The sequence below is a fragment of the Sphaerimonospora sp. CA-214678 genome (assembly GCF_050942215.1).
Taxonomy (GTDB): Bacteria; Actinomycetota; Actinomycetes; order Streptosporangiales; family Streptosporangiaceae; genus Sphaerimonospora.
In genome coordinates this window covers 952,255-968,337 of the sequence record NZ_CP192056.1, presented here as the reverse complement: position 1 = coordinate 968,337, position 16,083 = coordinate 952,255, and the positions used below count along the sequence as shown (strand labels likewise).

General features: G+C 68.0%; 22 protein-coding genes and 1 pseudogene. 1 reads left to right on the top strand and 22 read right to left on the bottom strand.

The features are described 5' to 3' along the window. Positions 1 to 23: 23 nt before the first annotated feature. The gene (locus ACQP1K_RS04645) at positions 24 to 1,952 is read left to right on the top strand and encodes a hypothetical protein (RefSeq protein ID WP_433499620.1); all 1,929 of its coding nucleotides are present in this window, start codon (positions 24 to 26) and stop codon (positions 1,950 to 1,952) included. Positions 1,953 to 1,967: 15 nt separating this feature from the next. Here the strand turns inward: ACQP1K_RS04645 and truA are convergent, their stop codons facing one another. The 22 genes and pseudogenes from truA to rplX form a co-directional block, all read right to left on the bottom strand. Then, positions 1,968 to 2,876: a tRNA pseudouridine(38-40) synthase TruA gene (gene truA / locus ACQP1K_RS04640; protein WP_433501484.1), complete on the bottom strand. Its 909-nt coding sequence runs from the start codon at positions 2,874 to 2,876 to the stop codon at positions 1,968 to 1,970. A gap of 84 nt (positions 2,877 to 2,960) precedes the next feature. Beyond that, positions 2,961 to 4,139 (bottom strand): annotated as a pseudogene (locus ACQP1K_RS04635) (RNA-guided endonuclease InsQ/TnpB family protein); the annotation flags it as partial. Between the two features lie 207 nt (positions 4,140 to 4,346). Then, positions 4,347 to 4,895, bottom strand: coding sequence for a 50S ribosomal protein L17 (gene rplQ / locus ACQP1K_RS04630; protein ID WP_433499619.1), 549 nt, complete (start codon positions 4,893 to 4,895; stop codon positions 4,347 to 4,349). Between the two features lie 141 nt (positions 4,896 to 5,036). Next, a complete protein-coding gene (locus ACQP1K_RS04625; protein ID WP_055482797.1) occupies positions 5,037 to 6,053 on the bottom strand; it encodes a DNA-directed RNA polymerase subunit alpha in 1,017 nt (338 codons plus the stop codon). 140 nt (positions 6,054 to 6,193) lie between these two features. Continuing rightward, positions 6,194 to 6,820: a 30S ribosomal protein S4 gene (rpsD, locus tag ACQP1K_RS04620; RefSeq protein ID WP_433499618.1), complete on the bottom strand. Its 627-nt coding sequence runs from the start codon at positions 6,818 to 6,820 to the stop codon at positions 6,194 to 6,196. 20 nt (positions 6,821 to 6,840) lie between these two features. Beyond that, positions 6,841 to 7,245, bottom strand: a complete 405-nt coding sequence (gene rpsK / locus ACQP1K_RS04615) for a 30S ribosomal protein S11 (protein ID WP_020542285.1) — start codon at positions 7,243 to 7,245, stop codon at positions 6,841 to 6,843. A gap of 35 nt (positions 7,246 to 7,280) precedes the next feature. Next, positions 7,281 to 7,661: a 30S ribosomal protein S13 gene (rpsM, locus tag ACQP1K_RS04610; RefSeq protein WP_433499617.1), complete on the bottom strand. Its 381-nt coding sequence runs from the start codon at positions 7,659 to 7,661 to the stop codon at positions 7,281 to 7,283. 215 nt (positions 7,662 to 7,876) lie between these two features. After that, entirely contained in the window at positions 7,877 to 7,990 is a 114-nt protein-coding gene (rpmJ, locus tag ACQP1K_RS04605) for a 50S ribosomal protein L36 (RefSeq protein ID WP_003956441.1), read from the bottom strand. Positions 7,991 to 8,030: 40 nt separating this feature from the next. Next, the gene (infA, locus tag ACQP1K_RS04600; protein WP_030508344.1) at positions 8,031 to 8,252 is read right to left on the bottom strand and encodes a translation initiation factor IF-1; all 222 of its coding nucleotides are present in this window, start codon (positions 8,250 to 8,252) and stop codon (positions 8,031 to 8,033) included. Positions 8,253 to 8,462: 210 nt separating this feature from the next. Beyond that, the gene (locus ACQP1K_RS04595) at positions 8,463 to 8,900 is read right to left on the bottom strand and encodes a DUF1707 SHOCT-like domain-containing protein (protein WP_433499616.1); all 438 of its coding nucleotides are present in this window, start codon (positions 8,898 to 8,900) and stop codon (positions 8,463 to 8,465) included. A gap of 89 nt (positions 8,901 to 8,989) precedes the next feature. Continuing rightward, entirely contained in the window at positions 8,990 to 9,805 is an 816-nt protein-coding gene (gene map / locus ACQP1K_RS04590; RefSeq protein ID WP_433499615.1) for a type I methionyl aminopeptidase, read from the bottom strand. Positions 9,806 to 9,890: 85 nt separating this feature from the next. Beyond that, complete coding sequence (locus ACQP1K_RS04585) at positions 9,891 to 10,544, bottom strand: adenylate kinase (protein ID WP_433499614.1); 654 nt, start codon at positions 10,542 to 10,544, stop codon at positions 9,891 to 9,893. Continuing rightward, positions 10,544 to 11,851 (bottom strand): preprotein translocase subunit SecY, encoded by a 1,308-nt coding sequence (secY, locus tag ACQP1K_RS04580; RefSeq protein ID WP_433499613.1) that lies wholly within the window; start codon positions 11,849 to 11,851, stop codon positions 10,544 to 10,546. The genes ACQP1K_RS04585 and secY overlap by 1 nt, the downstream gene beginning before the upstream one ends. Positions 11,852 to 12,044: 193 nt before the next feature. Beyond that, entirely contained in the window at positions 12,045 to 12,500 is a 456-nt protein-coding gene (gene rplO / locus ACQP1K_RS04575) for a 50S ribosomal protein L15 (RefSeq protein WP_433499612.1), read from the bottom strand. Between the two features lie 2 nt (positions 12,501 to 12,502). After that, positions 12,503 to 12,685, bottom strand: coding sequence for a 50S ribosomal protein L30 (gene rpmD / locus ACQP1K_RS04570; protein ID WP_433499611.1), 183 nt, complete (start codon positions 12,683 to 12,685; stop codon positions 12,503 to 12,505). Positions 12,686 to 12,687: 2 nt separating this feature from the next. Beyond that, positions 12,688 to 13,320 carry a 30S ribosomal protein S5 gene (gene rpsE, locus ACQP1K_RS04565; RefSeq protein ID WP_433499610.1) on the bottom strand — a complete coding sequence of 211 codons (633 nt, stop codon included), beginning with the start codon at positions 13,318 to 13,320 and terminating at the stop codon, positions 12,688 to 12,690. A 43-nt stretch (positions 13,321 to 13,363) separates the two neighbouring features. After that, positions 13,364 to 13,747, bottom strand: a complete 384-nt coding sequence (gene rplR / locus ACQP1K_RS04560; protein ID WP_433499609.1) for a 50S ribosomal protein L18 — start codon at positions 13,745 to 13,747, stop codon at positions 13,364 to 13,366. Positions 13,748 to 13,749: 2 nt separating this feature from the next. After that, positions 13,750 to 14,292 (bottom strand): 50S ribosomal protein L6, encoded by a 543-nt coding sequence (gene rplF, locus ACQP1K_RS04555; protein ID WP_433499608.1) that lies wholly within the window; start codon positions 14,290 to 14,292, stop codon positions 13,750 to 13,752. A gap of 19 nt (positions 14,293 to 14,311) precedes the next feature. Continuing rightward, positions 14,312 to 14,710 carry a 30S ribosomal protein S8 gene (gene rpsH / locus ACQP1K_RS04550; protein WP_433499607.1) on the bottom strand — a complete coding sequence of 133 codons (399 nt, stop codon included), beginning with the start codon at positions 14,708 to 14,710 and terminating at the stop codon, positions 14,312 to 14,314. Between the two features lie 291 nt (positions 14,711 to 15,001). Continuing rightward, entirely contained in the window at positions 15,002 to 15,187 is a 186-nt protein-coding gene (locus ACQP1K_RS04545; RefSeq protein ID WP_433499606.1) for a type Z 30S ribosomal protein S14, read from the bottom strand. Between the two features lie 13 nt (positions 15,188 to 15,200). Further along, positions 15,201 to 15,770 (bottom strand): 50S ribosomal protein L5, encoded by a 570-nt coding sequence (gene rplE / locus ACQP1K_RS04540; protein ID WP_433499605.1) that lies wholly within the window; start codon positions 15,768 to 15,770, stop codon positions 15,201 to 15,203. Beyond that, entirely contained in the window at positions 15,770 to 16,078 is a 309-nt protein-coding gene (rplX, locus tag ACQP1K_RS04535) for a 50S ribosomal protein L24 (protein WP_433501483.1), read from the bottom strand. The genes rplE and rplX overlap by 1 nt, the downstream gene beginning before the upstream one ends. Between the last annotated feature and the right edge of the window lie 5 nt (positions 16,079 to 16,083).

The following is a 16,083-nucleotide window of genomic DNA, read 5'->3' as shown; positions in this document are numbered from 1 at the left end:
TCTGCGCCGATACGCTTCCGCGTATGCGTGGCCAGGATTCCGGTTCCGAGCACGAAAACGATCCGGCGTGGACTCGCCGAGAGTCGGACGCCGACGGCTCGGCGGCACCCCCCATGCCACCGCCGAGCTTCGGCCAGGCGCCGGCGGGCGAACCCGGCGCCCAGAACGAGTACGGCACGGCCGAGCACACCACGGCCGAGTACGGTCAGGCCGATGCCGCCTGGACCTACGGGTACGCCCCCGCGCCGGGATATCAGCAGACGCCCCGGCACCACGAAGCACAGCACCACGAAGCACAGCACCGCGAAGCACAGCATCCCGAGTTTCAGCACCACGAAATTCAGCGGCAGAACCTCCCCGCTCCTCCGGACGGCGAGCCGCGACCGGGTGACCCCGCGGGCCCCGGCGACACGGCGCCGGTGGACGACACGGCGCGCTTCCGCGTGCCGAGCCCCGCCGACTTCCCCCAGTGGCCGCCGCGCCTGCCCGGTGAGCCCGACCGGTCGTCGTCGGCCTCCGCCTGGCCCGGTGCTACCGCGCCCGGTGCCGTCGCCCGTCCGTTCGGCGCCCCCTGGCCGCCGCCGGTCCCCCAGCAGAACGGTCAGGGCGCCGGGAGACACGGGGAGACCGCGCCGTCCGGGCCCCGGCACGCCCAGCTCCCGCCACCGGACGGACCGGCACCCGGCCCGCAGGCCGATGAAGCCCCGGCGACGCCTTCCGCCGCCGCGGCCGGCCTCCCGGCGGCTCCCCCGCTCGGCGCCGGGCCGGGAGGCCCGGCCGACGGTGCCGACGGCGGGGTGAGCGGCGTCCCCGCTCCACGGGAGACCCCGGAGGAGCGGTCAGCCGCGCCGCCGCCGCGACCATCGCACGATGCGCCGCACGAGGCGCCAGACCAGAACTCCCTCCAGACACCCCCAGGACCGATGCCCGCGACCTCATCCCCTACCGAACCCATGATGGCGCCCCAGCAGGGAACGCCGCCCGGTATGCCGCCAGGCCCGCACGCACCGGGTCTTCCGACACCGGGCCCTCCCACCCCTGGCTCCCCCGCAGCGGGCTCGACGCCGCTGGCCTTCACGCCGGTGACGCCGGCCAGGGCCGGAAAGCCGGCCCCGCCGCCGGGGTTCGGACCGGCGTCCGCACCGCCGTCGCAGGCGCCGTACGGCACGCCGGGCGGGCCGGGGGACGGACGCCCCGGGACGCCCGGGCCGGGCGGCGGGGCCGGCCCCCTGCGTAAGGCGCTGCTGACCGTCTGCTCCGTGGTCGCGGTGGCCGCCATCGGCACGGCGGCCTACTTCGCCTACGCGGATCAGCCGGGCGGCTCCGCGAGCGGCGGGACGGCCGGGGCGAGCGGCGCACCCGCCACGAACGCCGCCACCCCGGGTTCCGATGCGACCGCCTTCCCCCAGCAGACGAATGCCTCAGCGATTCTGGACTCGGAGACGACCGATCCCCGTACGCTGACCCTCTCCGAGACGTTCCCGGCGCAGAAGGTCACCCTGGACGGCCGGACCTATCGGCGGGTGAAGGTCGCCATCACCGAGAAGTGCGACCAGGCCGCCGCCGGGATCTTCGCCAAGGCGCTCGACCAGCACCAGTGCCGGCGGGTGCTCCGTGCCACCTATGTGGACGGCAAACGGGCGTACGCCGTCACGACGGGCATCGCCGTGCTCCCGTCGAAGGAGGCCGCACTCGCCGTCGACCAGGTCAAGGACCTCGACAGCAACATCTGGTTCCGCGGCCTCGACGGCAGCACGGCGAGCAGGGCCGACCGGGTCTCGATCTCCGGCGGCTACGCCGCCGGCATGGTGTGGGGGCGCTACATAGTGTTCAGCTACGCCACCTACGCCGACGGTCACACCCCGGACGCCAAGGACAAGGTCCTCGGGCCGATCAGCGAGGCCTTCCGCGACAACACGGCCAAGGTGATCGAAAAGCGCGTCACGGGCTGACCGGGCGCCGGCATCTCATGAGAGTGTGCGGACCCGGCGCGTCTCGATGGCGCGCCGGGCCAGCTCGTCCGCTGCCGGATAACGCACCTCCTCCAGCGTCAGGCCGTGCGCGGGCGCGACATGCACCCCCGGATCCCGTACGGCCCTGCCCAGCACCTCTCCCGGCCACTCGACCGGCCGCCTGCCCTCTCCCACGGCCAGCAGCGAACCCACCAGGGCCCGGACCATCGAGTGGCAGAACGCGTCGGCCACCACGGTGACGAGGACGGTCCCGTCGGCTTCCCGCGCCAGGTCGAGCCGCCGCAACTCACGGATGGTGGTGGCGCCCTCGCGTCGCTTGCAGAAGGCGGCGAAGTCGTGCTCGCCCTGCAGCCGGGTGGCCGCCGCGTTCATCAGGCCGACGTCCAGCGGACGGGGGTGGCGCAGCACCTCACGGCGGCGCAGCGGATCGACGCCCCCGGGTGCGTCGCACACGCGGTAGCCGTACCTGCGGGAAAGCGCGGAGAACCGGGCGTCGAAGCCCGCAGGGGCGGCGGAGACGGTGTGAACCCGGATATCGGGCGGCAGGACACCGGCCAGCCGCCTGATCAAGCCGGCGGTCACTTCCGCGGTCGGCGCGACGGCGCCCTCAGCGGCCGCGCTCTCGGCGGCGGCGCTCTCGGTAATGGCGGCGGACGAGCGTGTACGTACCGTCGCCAGCGCGGAGACGGGGACATCCACGTGCGCCACCTGGCCGCGGGCGTGTACACCGGCGTCGGTGCGTCCGGCCACGGTCAGCGCGGGAGGGTTCGCCAGCCGCAGGATCCGGCCGAGCGCGCCCTCCAGCTCACCCTGTACGGTGCGCAGACCGGGCTGCCTGGCCCATCCGGAGAACTCCGTCCCGTCATAGCCCAGATCCAGCCTCAGCCGCACGTCTCGATCCACGAAAGCCCTCCGCACGCGACCAGTCCGTACTTGACTTCCTCCCCTCCCTGAAGGGAGGGGATTCCGACCGTCGCCGGTCGGATCTTCCTGCTTCACCGCCGGTCGCCTCGTCCGAGAGGACTCTTGTTGAGGTCTTACACCAGCTCCACAGGCGTTTTACCTCTCCGCCAGCCCGGCGGCGAGGATGTTACGTGCGGCGTTGACGTCCCGGTCGTGGACCGCCCCGCAGGCGCACTCCCACGACCGGACGTTCAGCGGCATCGCCTCGTGCAGGGTGCCGCACGCCGAGCACAGCTTGCTGCTGGGGAACCACCGGTCCACGGTCACCAGCGTGCGTCCGTACCAGGCGCACTTGTACTCCAGCATCGAGCGGAGTTCCCGCCAGGACGCATCGGAGATGGCGCGGGCCAGGCTGTGGTTGCGGACCATGGTGCGGACGGTCAGGTCTTCCACGGCGATCACTTGGTTCTCGCGAACAAGCCGTGTGGTGACCTTGTGCAGGAAGTCGCGCCGTCGGTCGGTGATCCGCGCGTACACGCGGGCGACCTTCAATCGGGCCTTCTCGCGGTTTTTCGAGCCCTTCTGCTCGCGGGCCAGGGCACGCTGCGCCTTGGCGAGCTTGCGCCGGTCACGCCGCTCATGCCGGGGGTTGGTGACCTTCTCCCCGGTGGAGAGCGTGACCAGGGCGGTGACCCCGGCGTCCACCCCAACCCGGTTCCCACTCGGGTCGAGTGGGCGGATCTTCTCCTCGACCAGAATCGACACGAACCACCGCCCGGCCGCGTCCCTGCTCACGGTGACCGTGGACGGCTCCGCCCCCTCCGGAAGCCGGCACGACCACACGATGTTCAGCGGGCCGTCCATCTTCGCCAGGAACAGCCGCCCGTCCTTCCAGCGGAACGCGGAGCGGGTGTACTCCGCCGACGCACGCGAGCGCTTACGGGACTTGAACGCTGGGTACTTGGCTCGCTTGGCGAAGAAGTTCGCGAACGCCGCTTGCAGGTGCCGAAGCGCCTGCTGGAGCGGCACGCTGGACACCTCGTTGAGGAACGCCGGTTCCTCGGTGCGCTTCCAGGCGGTGAGCATCGCCGAGGTCTCCACGTAGGAGACCCGGCGGCCCTCTTGGGTGTAGGCGCGGGTCCGCTCCTCAAGAGCCTTGTTGTAGACCAGGCGCACGCACCCGAACGTCCGGGCAAGCTCCTCGGCCTGCTCGGGGGTCGGGTAGAAGCGGTACTTGTACGCCCGCTTCACAAGCTGCGCCATGCCTCACATTTTACCGTACGATCAGCTAAGCATCATGCAGGTGTTCGAGACGGCGGTTCGCCTGGCAGCGAACCGCCTATCCCTGCCCTGCTCCGCAGGGGTCCGATTCCTCCCCCGCCTGAAGGCGGGGGTCTCCTCGGAGGTCCTGATGAAAGAGCGGACCCAGGATCCCCGGAGGGAAGCTGGGCCCGCTCACCACGCCTGAAATCAGGCCTTGGCCTCTCCGCTGCCCTCGGCGGGCGCGGTCTCCTCGGCGGACTCCGCCGCGGCGGCCTGCGGAGCCTCCTGAGCGGCGGCGGCCTCCTCGGCGGGAGCCTCCTGAGCCGGCGTCTGCGCCTGCTCGGCCGTCCCGGCCGCCGCCTCGGCGGGAGCCTTGCGCGTGACGCTGACCGCGTTCAGCGGCTCGCTGACGAGCTCGATGACGGCCATCGGCGCGTTGTCGCCCCGACGCGGGCCGATCTTGGTGATCCGGGTGTAGCCACCGGGACGCTCGGCGAACGTCGGCGCGATCTCGGTGAAGAGGTGGTGGACGACGCTCTTGTCCCGGACGACGGTCAGCACCTGGCGCCGGTTGTGGATGTCGCCCTTCTTCGCCTTGGTGATCAGCTTCTCCGCGAGCGGGCGGAGGCGCTTGGCCTTGGCCTCGGTGGTGCGGATCCGGCCGTGCTGGAACAGCTGGGTGGCGAGGTTCGCCAGGATCAGCCGCTCGTGCGCGGGGCTGCCGCCGAAACGGGTGCCCTTGGTGGGCTTGGGCATCTCATGCTCCTCATGAACAACCCGCCCCGGCCGTACGAGGTACCGGGGTCGGGCCGACCGGCGGACCGGTCGTGACTTGTCATGGCCGTCTCATCGGCTGAGACGGACAGTCGTGATCAGCGGATCGGCGGCCGGCGCCGATCAGTACTGCTCGGTCTCGATGAAGCCGCCGTCCTCATCGTCGAATCCACCGCCTGCGACCGCTGTGGGGTCGAATCCGGGCGGTGAGTCCTTGAGGGCGAGGCCCATCTCGTGCAGCTTCTGCTTGACTTCCTCTATCGACTTGGCACCGAAGTTCCGGATGTCGAGGAGGTCCTGCTCGCTGCGGGCGACGAGCTCACCCACGGTGTGGATGCCCTCGCGCTTGAGGCAGTTGTAGGAGCGGACCGTGAGGTTGAGCTCCTCGATCGGCAACGCCAGATCGGCGGCCAGGGCGGCGTCGGTCGGCGACGGGCCGATGTCGATGCCCTCGGCCTCGACGTTGAGCTCGCGGGCCAGGCCGAACAGCTCGACCAGGGTCTTGCCGGCCGAGGCCACCGCATCGCGGGGCTTCATGGACGGCTTGGTCTCGACGTCGAGGATCAGGCGGTCGAAGTCCGTGCGCTGCTCGACACGGGTGGCCTCGACCTTGTAGGTGACCTTGAGCACCGGGGAGTAGATCGAGTCGATCGGAATCCGGCCGATCTCCTGGCCCGGCTGCTTGTTCTGCGCGGCGGAGACATAGCCGCGGCCGCGCTCGACGGTCAGCTCCATCTCCAGCTTCGCCTTGCCGTTCAGCGTGGCGATGTGCAGGTCGGGGTTGTGCACCTCGACACCGGCCGGCGGCGCGATGTCGGCGGCGGTGACCTCACCGGGGCCCTGCTTGCGTAGATACATCACCACGGGCTCGTCGTGCTCCGACGAGACGACCAGCGACTTGAGGTTCAGGATTATGTCGGTGACGTCTTCCTTCACCCCCGGCACGGTCGAGAACTCGTGCAGCACGCCCTCGATGCGGATGCTGGTGACGGCCGCCCCCGGAATGGAGGACAGCAGCGTACGCCGCAGCGAGTTGCCGATGGTGTAACCGAAGCCCGGCTCAAGCGGCTCTATGACGAACCTGGACCGGTGCTCCTCGAGCGACTCCTCCTGGAGGCTCGGGCGCTGTGCGATCAGCATGTGGGAACTCCCTGTCCCGATTACGGTGACGCCCGCTATTTGACGTCACTCGCCTACAACCATGATGCCGTACGGCTCGCCCGGAGCGGGCCGTACGGCGCCATGCGATCCCTGAACTACGAGCTCTGACGCGATTCCTACTACTTCGAGTAGAGCTCGACGATCAGCTGCTCCTGGACCAGCGTGTCGATCTGCTGGCGAACCGGGAGCTGGTGCACGAGGACGCGCATCTGCTCGGCCGAGACGCCCAGCCACGCCGGGATGGTCTTGTCCCCGGCGACCGCGCGGGCCACCTCGTACGGCATCAGGTTGCGAGCCTTCTCGCGGACCTCGATGATGTCATGCTCGCGCACCCGGTACGACGGGATGTCGACCTTCCTGCCGTTCACCAGGAAGTGGCCGTGGCGCACCTGCTGGCGGGCGGCGTCGCGCGACTCGGCGAAACCGGCGCGGTAGACCACGTTGTCGAGACGGCTCTCCAGGATCTGGAGAAGGTTCTCACCGGTCTTGCCGGCCTTGCGGTTGGCTTCCTCGTAGTAGTTGTGGAACTGCTTCTCGAGGACGCCGTAGATGCGGCGGGTCTTCTGCTTCTCACGAAGCTGGAGCTGGTACTCAGACTCCTTCGGACGGCCGCGGCCGTGCTCACCCGGCGGGTAAGGACGGATCTCGATGGGGCACTTGGCGGACTCGCACTTCTTGCCCTTGAGGAAGAGCTTGGTCTTCTCGCGGCGGCAGAGCTTGCAGTCCGGACCCGTGTAACGAGCCATTTCTTCCTATTCTCCTGAGCTCAGACGCGGCGGCGCTTGGGCGGGCGGCAGCCGTTGTGCGGAACGGGGGTGACGTCCTGGATGGATCCGACCTCCAGGCCGGTGGCCTGAAGCGAACGGATCGCGGTCTCCCGGCCGGAGCCGGGACCCTTGACGAACACGTCGACCTTGCGCATGCCGTGCTCCATGGCCCGGCGAGCGGCGTTCTCGGCAGCCATCTGCGCGGCGAACGGGGTGGACTTACGTGAGCCCTTGAACCCGACGTGACCGGCGCTGGCCCAGGAGATCACGTTCCCGTTGGGGTCGGTGATCGAAACGATGGTGTTGTTGAACGTGCTCTTGATGTGGGCGTGCCCGTGAGCGACGTTCTTCTTTTCCTTGCGGCGCACCTTCTTCGGTGCGCCCTGGCGGCTCTTCGGCGGCATTTAAGCGCTATCTCCTGGAATGGTGGCTGCTAGGACTACTTCTTGCCCGGCTTCTTCTTACCGGCCACGGTCTTCTTCTTGCCCTTGCGAGTGCGGGCGTTCGTCTGCGTCCGCTGGCCGTGGACGGGCAGCCCCTTGCGGTGCCGGATGCCCTGGTAACAGCCGATTTCGATCTTGCGACGGATGTCGGCCTGAACCTCGCGCCGGAGGTCACCCTCGATCTTGTAGTTCGCCTCGATGTAGTCACGCATCGGGACCAGCTCCGCATCGGTGAGCTGGTGAACGCGCAGGTCGGGGCTGATCCCCGTCGCATCCAGGATCTCCTGGGCGCGGGTGCGGCCGATTCCGTAGATGTAGGTGAGAGCGATCTCCAGCCGCTTGTCGCGGGGGAGGTCGACGCCAACCAGGCGAGCCATGGTCGGGCATTCTCCTTCGGTGTGGCGGAGGTCCTGCGCCTCGCCTCCCCTCCCCATGCCCGGGGCGAGGGCCCCGGCCTCCGACCGGGGGTCTCCCGCGTGGTACGGCCTCCGCTCCGGGAAACCGCCTGCGCGGGTGTGAGACGCGATTTCTGTTGTCGGCCCCGGACTCCTCGGCGTCCGCTACGCGAGCGGGCTCGGCGGGGCCGCCGCGACTAGCCCTGGCGCTGCTTGTGGCGCAGGTTGTCGCAGATCACCATGACGCGACCGTGCCGGCGGATCACCTTGCACTTGTCGCAGATCTTCTTGACGCTCGGCTTGACCTTCATAGTCCTATTCGTTCCGCGTGGGCCCCGCCCGCGGGGGGACCTACTTGTACCGGTAGACGATCCGTCCACGACTCAGGTCGTAGGGACTCAGTTCGACCACAACTCGGTCGTCGGGGAGGATCCGGATGTAGTGCATCCGCATCCGTCCGCTGATGTGGGCAAGGACCTTGTGGCCGTTGTCGAGTTGCACCCGGAACATGGCGTTCGGGAGTGACTCGATCACAGTGCCCTCAATCTCGATGGCGCCGTCTTTCTTGGCCATGGCCCTCGCGTTTCACTGATCGGTCGTCTGAGGCTTCGGAACACTAAGCAGCCGCGACCTTTCGGGCGCTTCCAGAGAGCAGCGGCCTGCCTGGCCGCCTTGGCGCAAAAGGTCATAGTGAACCGACAACGGAGTGTACGACAACTCAGCCCAGAATGCGAAACCAAGACACGATGTCAGGCCGAGCAGGCCTCCCGGGGAGGAGCCGGGCTAGCGGCTGCGACCCTGGCCGGCCCCGCCGAAAATCGTGCCCACCAGCAGCACGGCGCCCCACGGACCCATCACCCACAGCGGCCACGGATAGATCATGTCGCCGGAGCTGATGCACGTGATCAGCCAGACCACCCAGTTGACGGCGCTGGCCGCCGCCCATGCCCCCCAGGCGGCCTTCAACCCGGCCGGGCTCCGGAGACTCGGTGGCCGCCCGGCGGTCTTCTCCACCGCGGCGGGGAGGGTGTACAGGTCGATCTCGGGCAGATCGGAGGTCAGCCTGGCGAGCTCGCCGTACGTCCTGCTCCCGTAGACCTGCTCCAGTCTCTCGTTGAACTCGTCGACGGTGAGCCTGCCCTCGGCCATGTGCTCACGCAGCGCGGCGGCGACCCGGTCCCGGTCGCCGTCGGAGGCCCGCATCTCCGGCGTCGCCGCCATCCCCAACTCCCGTTGATCGAGCGATAAACCCATTATCCCGCTATTCCCATGCGAACGGCCCCCGCCGTTTCCCGGGACCGTCCGTACGGTCAGGAACCGTCCGTGTCCGGACCGAACCGGGAGGCGCCTCCGTCGAGAGCGGTCAGCACCAGCGGACCGTCCTCGGTCACCGCGACGCTGTGCTCGAAGTGCGCTGAGGACCTGCCGTCGAGCGTGATCACCGTCCAGTCGTCGCCGAGGACCTTCGTCCGCTCGGTGCCGAGGTTGACCATGGGCTCGACGGCGAAGCACATGCCCGCCTCGAAGCGCGGCCCCCGGCCGGGCTTGCCGTGGTTGGCCACCCACGGGTCCATGTGCATCTCGGTGCCGATGCCGTGCCCGCCGTACTCGGGCGGGATCCCGTACCGGCCCTGGGAGCGGACGTACTTCTCGACCTGGAAACCGATGTCCGACAGGTGACCGCCTACCCGCAGGGCCGAGATGCCCCGCCACATGGCCTCCTCGGTCACCCGCATCAGCTCGGTCAGCTTCGGGTCGACCTCGCCGACCGGAACCGTGATGGCCGAGTCGCCGTGCCAGCCGTCGAGGATCGCGCCGCAGTCGATGGAGATGATGTCGCCCTCGCGCAGCTTGCGGCGATCGGTCGGGATGCCGTGGACGACCTCCTCGTTGACCGAGGCGCAGATGGTCGCGGGAAAGCCCTGATAGCCCTTGAACGACGGGATGGCGCCCTCGTCCCGGATGGCCTTCTCCGCGATGGCATCGAGATCGAGGGGGGTGAGCCCCGGCTCCACGGACGACCGGAGCAGTTCCAGCGTCCTGGCCACCACCAGGCCCGCGGCACGCATCTTGTCCAGCTGCTCCGCGGTCTTGATCTGGATGCCATGCCGACTCTTCTTGAACAATTCGCACCCCCTTTCATGAATTGTCCCATACAAGGCTGAACGCCACTCCAAGGTTCGGAGTGGCGTTCAAACCTTCGGTAAGCGATCAGTCGGCGAACCGCCGCAGCACGGCCATGGCCCGCTGGGTGACCTCCTCGACCGGACCCGTCGCGTCCACCCCCACGAGGATGCCCTCGTCGGCGTAGAAGGCGACCAGCGGAGCCGTCTGCTCCTGATAGACCTCCAGGCGGTGCCTGATGGTCTCCTCCCGGTCGTCGTCGCGCTGGAACAGCTCGCCGCCGCAGGCGTCGCAGACGCCCGGCTGCGTGGGCGGATCGAACAGCTCGTGCCACACCTTGCCGCACGAGCGGCAGGTGCGCCGGCCCGCCAGCCGCCTGACGACCTCGTCGTCGTCGACGACCAGCTCCAGCACCAGGTCGAGTGCCGTGCCGAACTCGTCCAACATCTTCTTGAGCACTTCCGCCTGGGGCACGTTGCGCGGGAAGCCGTCGAGCAGGAAGCCCTCCTGCGCGTCGTCCTCTGACAGGCGGTCGCGGACCATGGCGACCGTGACCTCGTCGGGGACCAGGTCGCCGCGGTCCATGTACTCCTTCGCAAGCTTGCCGAGGGGGGTGCCCCCCGACACGTTGGCGCGGAAAATGTCACCGGTCGATATCTTCGGGATCGACAGGTGCGATGCGATGAACTGGGCCTGCGTCCCCTTGCCCGCTCCGGGGGGCCCGACCAAAACGAGGCGCACTATCTCAGGAAGCCCTCGTAGTTACGCTGCTGAAGCTGACTTTCGATCTGTTTGACCGTGTCCAGGCCCACACCAACCATGATCAGAATACTGGTCCCTCCGAACGGGAAGTTCGCGCTCGCGCCGACCGAGCCGAGCGCCACGATCGGGATCAGCGAGATGAAACCCAGATACGGAGCGCCGGTCGCCGTGAGCCTGTTCAGCACGAAGCCCAGGTACTCGGCGGTCGGCCGACCCGGGCGGATGCCCGGGATGAACCCACCGTACTTCTTCATGTTGTCCGCGACTTCAGTGGGGTTGAAGGTGATGGACACGTAGAAGTAGGTGAAGAAGATGATCAGCAGGAAGTAGGCGACCGAGTAGGCGGGGCTGTCACCCTGCACCATGTTCTGGGCCAGCCACTCGATGACCATGTTGGGTTTCTCGGTGTTGCCCCACAGGGTGACCGCCAGCTGCGGCAGGTACAGCAGCGAGGACGCGAAGATGACCGGGATGATGCCTCCCTGGTTCACCTTCAGCGGGATGTAGGTGGAGGTCCCGCCGTACATCCGGCGGCCCACCATGCGCTTGGCGTACTGCACCGGAACGCGGCGCTGGGCCTGCTCGATGAAGACCACGAAGGCGATCATGGCGATACCGGTGATCATCACCACGGTGAACTTGAACGCGCTGACCCGGTAAATGTTGATCAGCTCGGCCGGGAAGACCGCGATGACCTGCGCGAAGATCAGCACCGACATGCCGTTGCCGACCCCGCGGTCGGTGATCAGCTCGCCCAGCCACATGATCACGGCGGTGCCGGCGGTCATCACGACGACCATGGTGACGAGCGGGAAGATGTCGTTGCTCAGCAGGACCGGCAGGTTGCTGTTCGGGAAGAGTTGCCCGGAGCGCGCCAGAGCGACGAAAGCGGTCGACTGGAGCACGGCGAGCCCGACGGTCAGATATCGTGTGTACTGCGTGATCTTCGTCTGACCCGACTGGCCCTCCTTCTTCAGGGCCTCGAGACGGGGGATCACGACCACGAGCAACTGCAGGATGATGCTTGCGGTGATGTACGGCATGATGCCCAGGGCGAAGACTGAAAGTCTCAGCAGAGCGCCGCCGCTGAAGAGCTGCACCATCCCGTAGATGTTGCTGGACTCTCCCGCCTGCGCCTGCTCTAGCGCCCTGGCGACATTCTCGGAGTTGACGCCGGGCGTGGGAAGCACCGAGCCCAGTCGGAACAGCACGATGATGCTCAAGGTGAAGAGCAGCTTCTTGCGCAGGTCCGGCGTCCGGAATGCCCGGGTAATCGCGGTTAGCACGGTCCCTCCTGCGCGCCAGTGACGCGGTAATGGTCGGCGATGGGCTGGGGGGCGACCATCGACATTTCTACTTGCCAACAAGCTGGGTCGAACAGTGAGTCAACTAACTGCCCTGCGAACTCTAACGCACTACGGGCGCGGAGGCTCATAACGAACCTCCGCGCCTCGTGCACATCCCGGCCAGACCTCGCTTCTAGAGCTCGGAAGTCGAACCACCGGCAGCGGTGATCTTCTCCTTGGCCGTGGCCGAGAAGGCGTGCGCCTGCACGTTCAACGCCACAGAGATCTCCCCGGTTCCCAGCACCTTGACGGGCTGGTTCTTGCGCACCGCGCCCTTGGCGACCAGGTCGTCCAGGGTCACGGTCCCGCCTGCCGGGAACAGCTCACCGAGTCTGTCCAGGTTGACGACCTGATAGGTCGTCTTGAACAGCGCGTTGGAGAAGCCCTTCAGCTTCGGCAGCCGCCGCTGGAGGGGAATCTGGCCACCCTCGAAGCCGAGGGCGACGGTCTTGCGGGCCTTGGTGCCCTTGGTTCCGCGACCTGCCGTCTTGCCCTTGGAAGCCTCGCCGCGGCCCTTGCGGACCTTGGCCTTGTTGGCACCGGGGGCGGGACGGAGGTCATGAATCTTAAGCGGAGCGTTTTCAGTCATGGCTAATCGACCTCTTCGACGTGGACGAGGTGCGTCACCACGGCGACCATGCCCCGGATCTCCGGGCGGTCCTCCTTGATGACGACGTCGCCGATCCGCTTCAGGCCCAGCGAGCGCAGCGAGTCACGCTGGTTCTGCTTGCCACCGATCTTCGACCGGAGCTGGGTGATCTTCAGTCGGGCCATCGTCAGCTCACCGCCTTCGCCGCGGCGGCGGCCTCGGCGAGACCCTCCGCACGCGCCTTGAGCATCGCCTTGGGGGCGACGTCCTCGATCGGCAGCCCACGGCGGGCGGCGATCTCCTCGGGCCTGTTGAGGTCCTTCAGAGCCCGCACGGTGGCGTGGACGATGTTGATCGGGTTCTGGGAGCCGAGCGACTTCGACAGCACGTCGTGGATCCCGGCGGCCTCCAGGACCGCACGCACCGGGCCACCCGCGATCACACCGGTACCGGGAGAGGCCGGACGCAGCAGGACGACGCCGGCGGCCTCCTCACCCTGCACGGTGTGCGGGATCGTGCCCTGGATGCGGGGCACCTTGAAGAAGTGCTTCTTGGCCTCCTCGACGCCCTTGGCGATCGCGGCGGGCACCTCCTTGGCCTTGCCGTACCCGACCCCGACCATGCCGTTGCCGTCGCCGACGACGACCAGCGCGGTGAAGCTGAAGCGCCGGCCGCCCTTGACGACCTTGGCCACTCGGTTGATCTTTACGACGCGCTCGATGTACGAGACGCCCTTGTCGGCGGCGCCGCCGCGGCGATCGTCACGACGGTCCCGCCGCTCGCCACCGCCGCCTGCGCCGCGACGCGGAGCTGCAGCCATCAGTGGTTCCTCTTCTCGTTGCTCATGTCACGGGCCGGGATCATCAGAACTCCAGCCCGCCTTCACGGGCGCTGTCCGCGAGGGCGGCGATGCGCCCCGCGTAGCGGTTGCCACCGCGGTCGAAAACGACAGCGGTGATCCCGGCGGTCTTGGCCCGCTGAGCGAGAAGCTCGCCGACCTTCTTCGCCTTGTCGGTCTTGTCGCCCTCAGCGCCGCGCAGCGATGCGTCCATGGTGGACGCGCTCACCAGCGTGTGGCCCCTGGTGTCGTCGACGATCTGCACGAACAGGTGCCGCGCCGACCGGTTGACGACCAGACGCGGACGCTGCTCTGTGCCGACGACCTTCTTGCGGACGCGACGGTGCCGGCGGGCCCGCGAGACGACGCGGGCGGCCGTGTGCTTGCCGAACGCAGTCTTCCCAGCCATGCCTACTTACCAGCCTTTCCGACCTTGCGGCGGATAACTTCGCCCTGGTAGCGCACGCCCTTGCCCTTGTACGGGTCGGGCTTGCGCAGCTTCCTGATGTTCGCGGCGACCTCGCCGACCTTCTGCTTGTCGATGCCGTCCACGTGGAACAGCGTCGGCTTCTCGACGCGGAAGGTGACGCCCTCGGGGGCGTGCACGACCACCGGGTGACTGAAGCCCAGCGCGAACTCGAGCTGGGTCGGGCCCTTGGCCTGGACGCGGTAACCCACGCCGACGATCTCCAGCGTTTTCGTGTATCCCTGCGTCACGCCCGTCACCATGTTGGCGATGAGCGTCCGGGACAGCCCGTGAAGCGCACGCACCTTGTTCTCGTCGTTCGGGCGTGAGATGGCGATGGTGCCATCCTCCGCCCTGGCGACCTCGATCGGTTCGGCGACGGTGTGAGCGAGCGTGCCCTTGGGCCCCTTGACCTGGACATCCCGGCCGTTGATCGTGACCTCGACACCCGACGGTACGGGGATGGGCAGCCGTCCGATTCTCGACATGCTGTGGTTCCTCCCCTCGCTACCAGACGTAGGCGAGGACTTCCCCGCCCACTCCACGCTTGCCGGCCTGCCTGTCGGTCATCAGGCCGCTGGACGTCGAAATGATCGCGACGCCCAGCCCGCCCAGAACTCGGGGCAGGTTGTCCTTCCTTGCATAGACCCGCAGACCGGGCTTCGACACCCGGCGCAGGCCCGCGATCGCGCGCTCGCGGCTGGGCCCGAACTTGAGCTCCACCACGAGGTTCTTGCCGACTTTGGCGTCTTCCACGTTCCAGGCCTGGATGTAGCCCTCCTGCTGCAGGATCTCGGCGATGTGCGCCTTGATCTTGGAGTAGGGCATGCTCACGGTGTCGTGATAGGCCGAGTTCGCGTTGCGCAGACGCGTCAGCATGTCTGCGATCGGGTCGGTCATCGTCATGGCCGGTGGCCCTCCTCACCGCGGTTTCCGCCCTGGTCTCGCCGCCCCTCAACGAGAGGCGGACCTCGATACGCGCGGACCTTCGGTGTGGTCGTGGACGCTGATGACAGCGCCCGGTTGGTTATGACTTCCTACGGGGGGCTGGCCCCCGCCTCCTCCCGGAAGCCCCTCAGGGCCTTCGGGAGGACAACTGACATCCCAGGCGGGAGCGAGGCCCCCGCCTTCCCTGGAAGCCCCTCACGGGGCCCTCAGAAGGACCACTGACATCCCGGGCGGGATGTCAGCGAGATGTCACCAGCTCGACTTGGTGATGCCGGGCAGCTCGCCGCGGTGCGCCATCTCGCGGAAGCACACGCGGCACAGCCCGAACTTACGGTAGACAGCGCGAGGCCGGCCACAGCGGGAGCACCGAGTGTACGCCCGGACCTGGAACTTCTGCTTGCGCGCTGCCTTGACCTTCAGCGACGTCTTCGCCATGATCAGGTCTCCCTTACGCTTCCTTGAACGGGAAGCCGAGGTGCCTCAGCAGCGCCCGGCCCTGCTCGTCGTTCTTCGCGGTGGTCACGACCGTGATGTCCATGCCCCGCTGCCGGTCGACCTTGTCCTGGTCGACCTCGTGGAACATGACCTGCTCGGTGAGCCCGAACGTGTAGTTGCCGTTGCCGTCGAACTGCTTCGGCGACAGACCGCGGAAGTCCCGGATGCGGGGCAGCGCGAGCGAGAGCAGCCGGTCGAGGAACTCCCACATGCGGTCGCCGCGCAGCGTCACGTGCGCGCCGATCGGCATGCCCTCGCGCAGCTTGAACTGCGCGATGGACTTGCGTGCGCGGGCGACAGCGGGCTTCTGGCCGGTGATCGCGGTGAGGTCGCGGACGGCGCCCTCGATCAGCTTCGAGTCGCGAGCGGCCTCGCCGACGCCCATGTTCACCTTGATCTTGGTGAGCGTGGGCACCTGCATGATGTTCTCGATGCCGAACTCCTCACGCAGCTTCGCGATGATCTCCTCGCGGTAGCGCTGCTTGAGGCGCGGAATGACGCGTTCTTCAGTCGTGGCGGTCATCAGTTGTCCTCACCCGTCTCGTCGGCGGCGTCGCTCTTCGCGGCGGCCTTCTCCTCGGGCTTGTCGGCCTTGTCCTCGTCCTTGAGCTTCTTCACGTTGCTCACGTGGATGGGGGCCTCCATGGTCCGGACGCCGCCCTCCTGGGCACCGGTCGGGGTCTGGTGGGTCACCTTGGAGTGCTTCTTGATCATGTTGACGCCCTCGACCACCACACGCTCCTCGCGCGGGTAGGCGGCGATCACACGACCCTTGGCGCCCTTGTCCTTGCCGGCGATGACCTGGACGAGGTCACCCTTCTTCACATGCAGCTTCG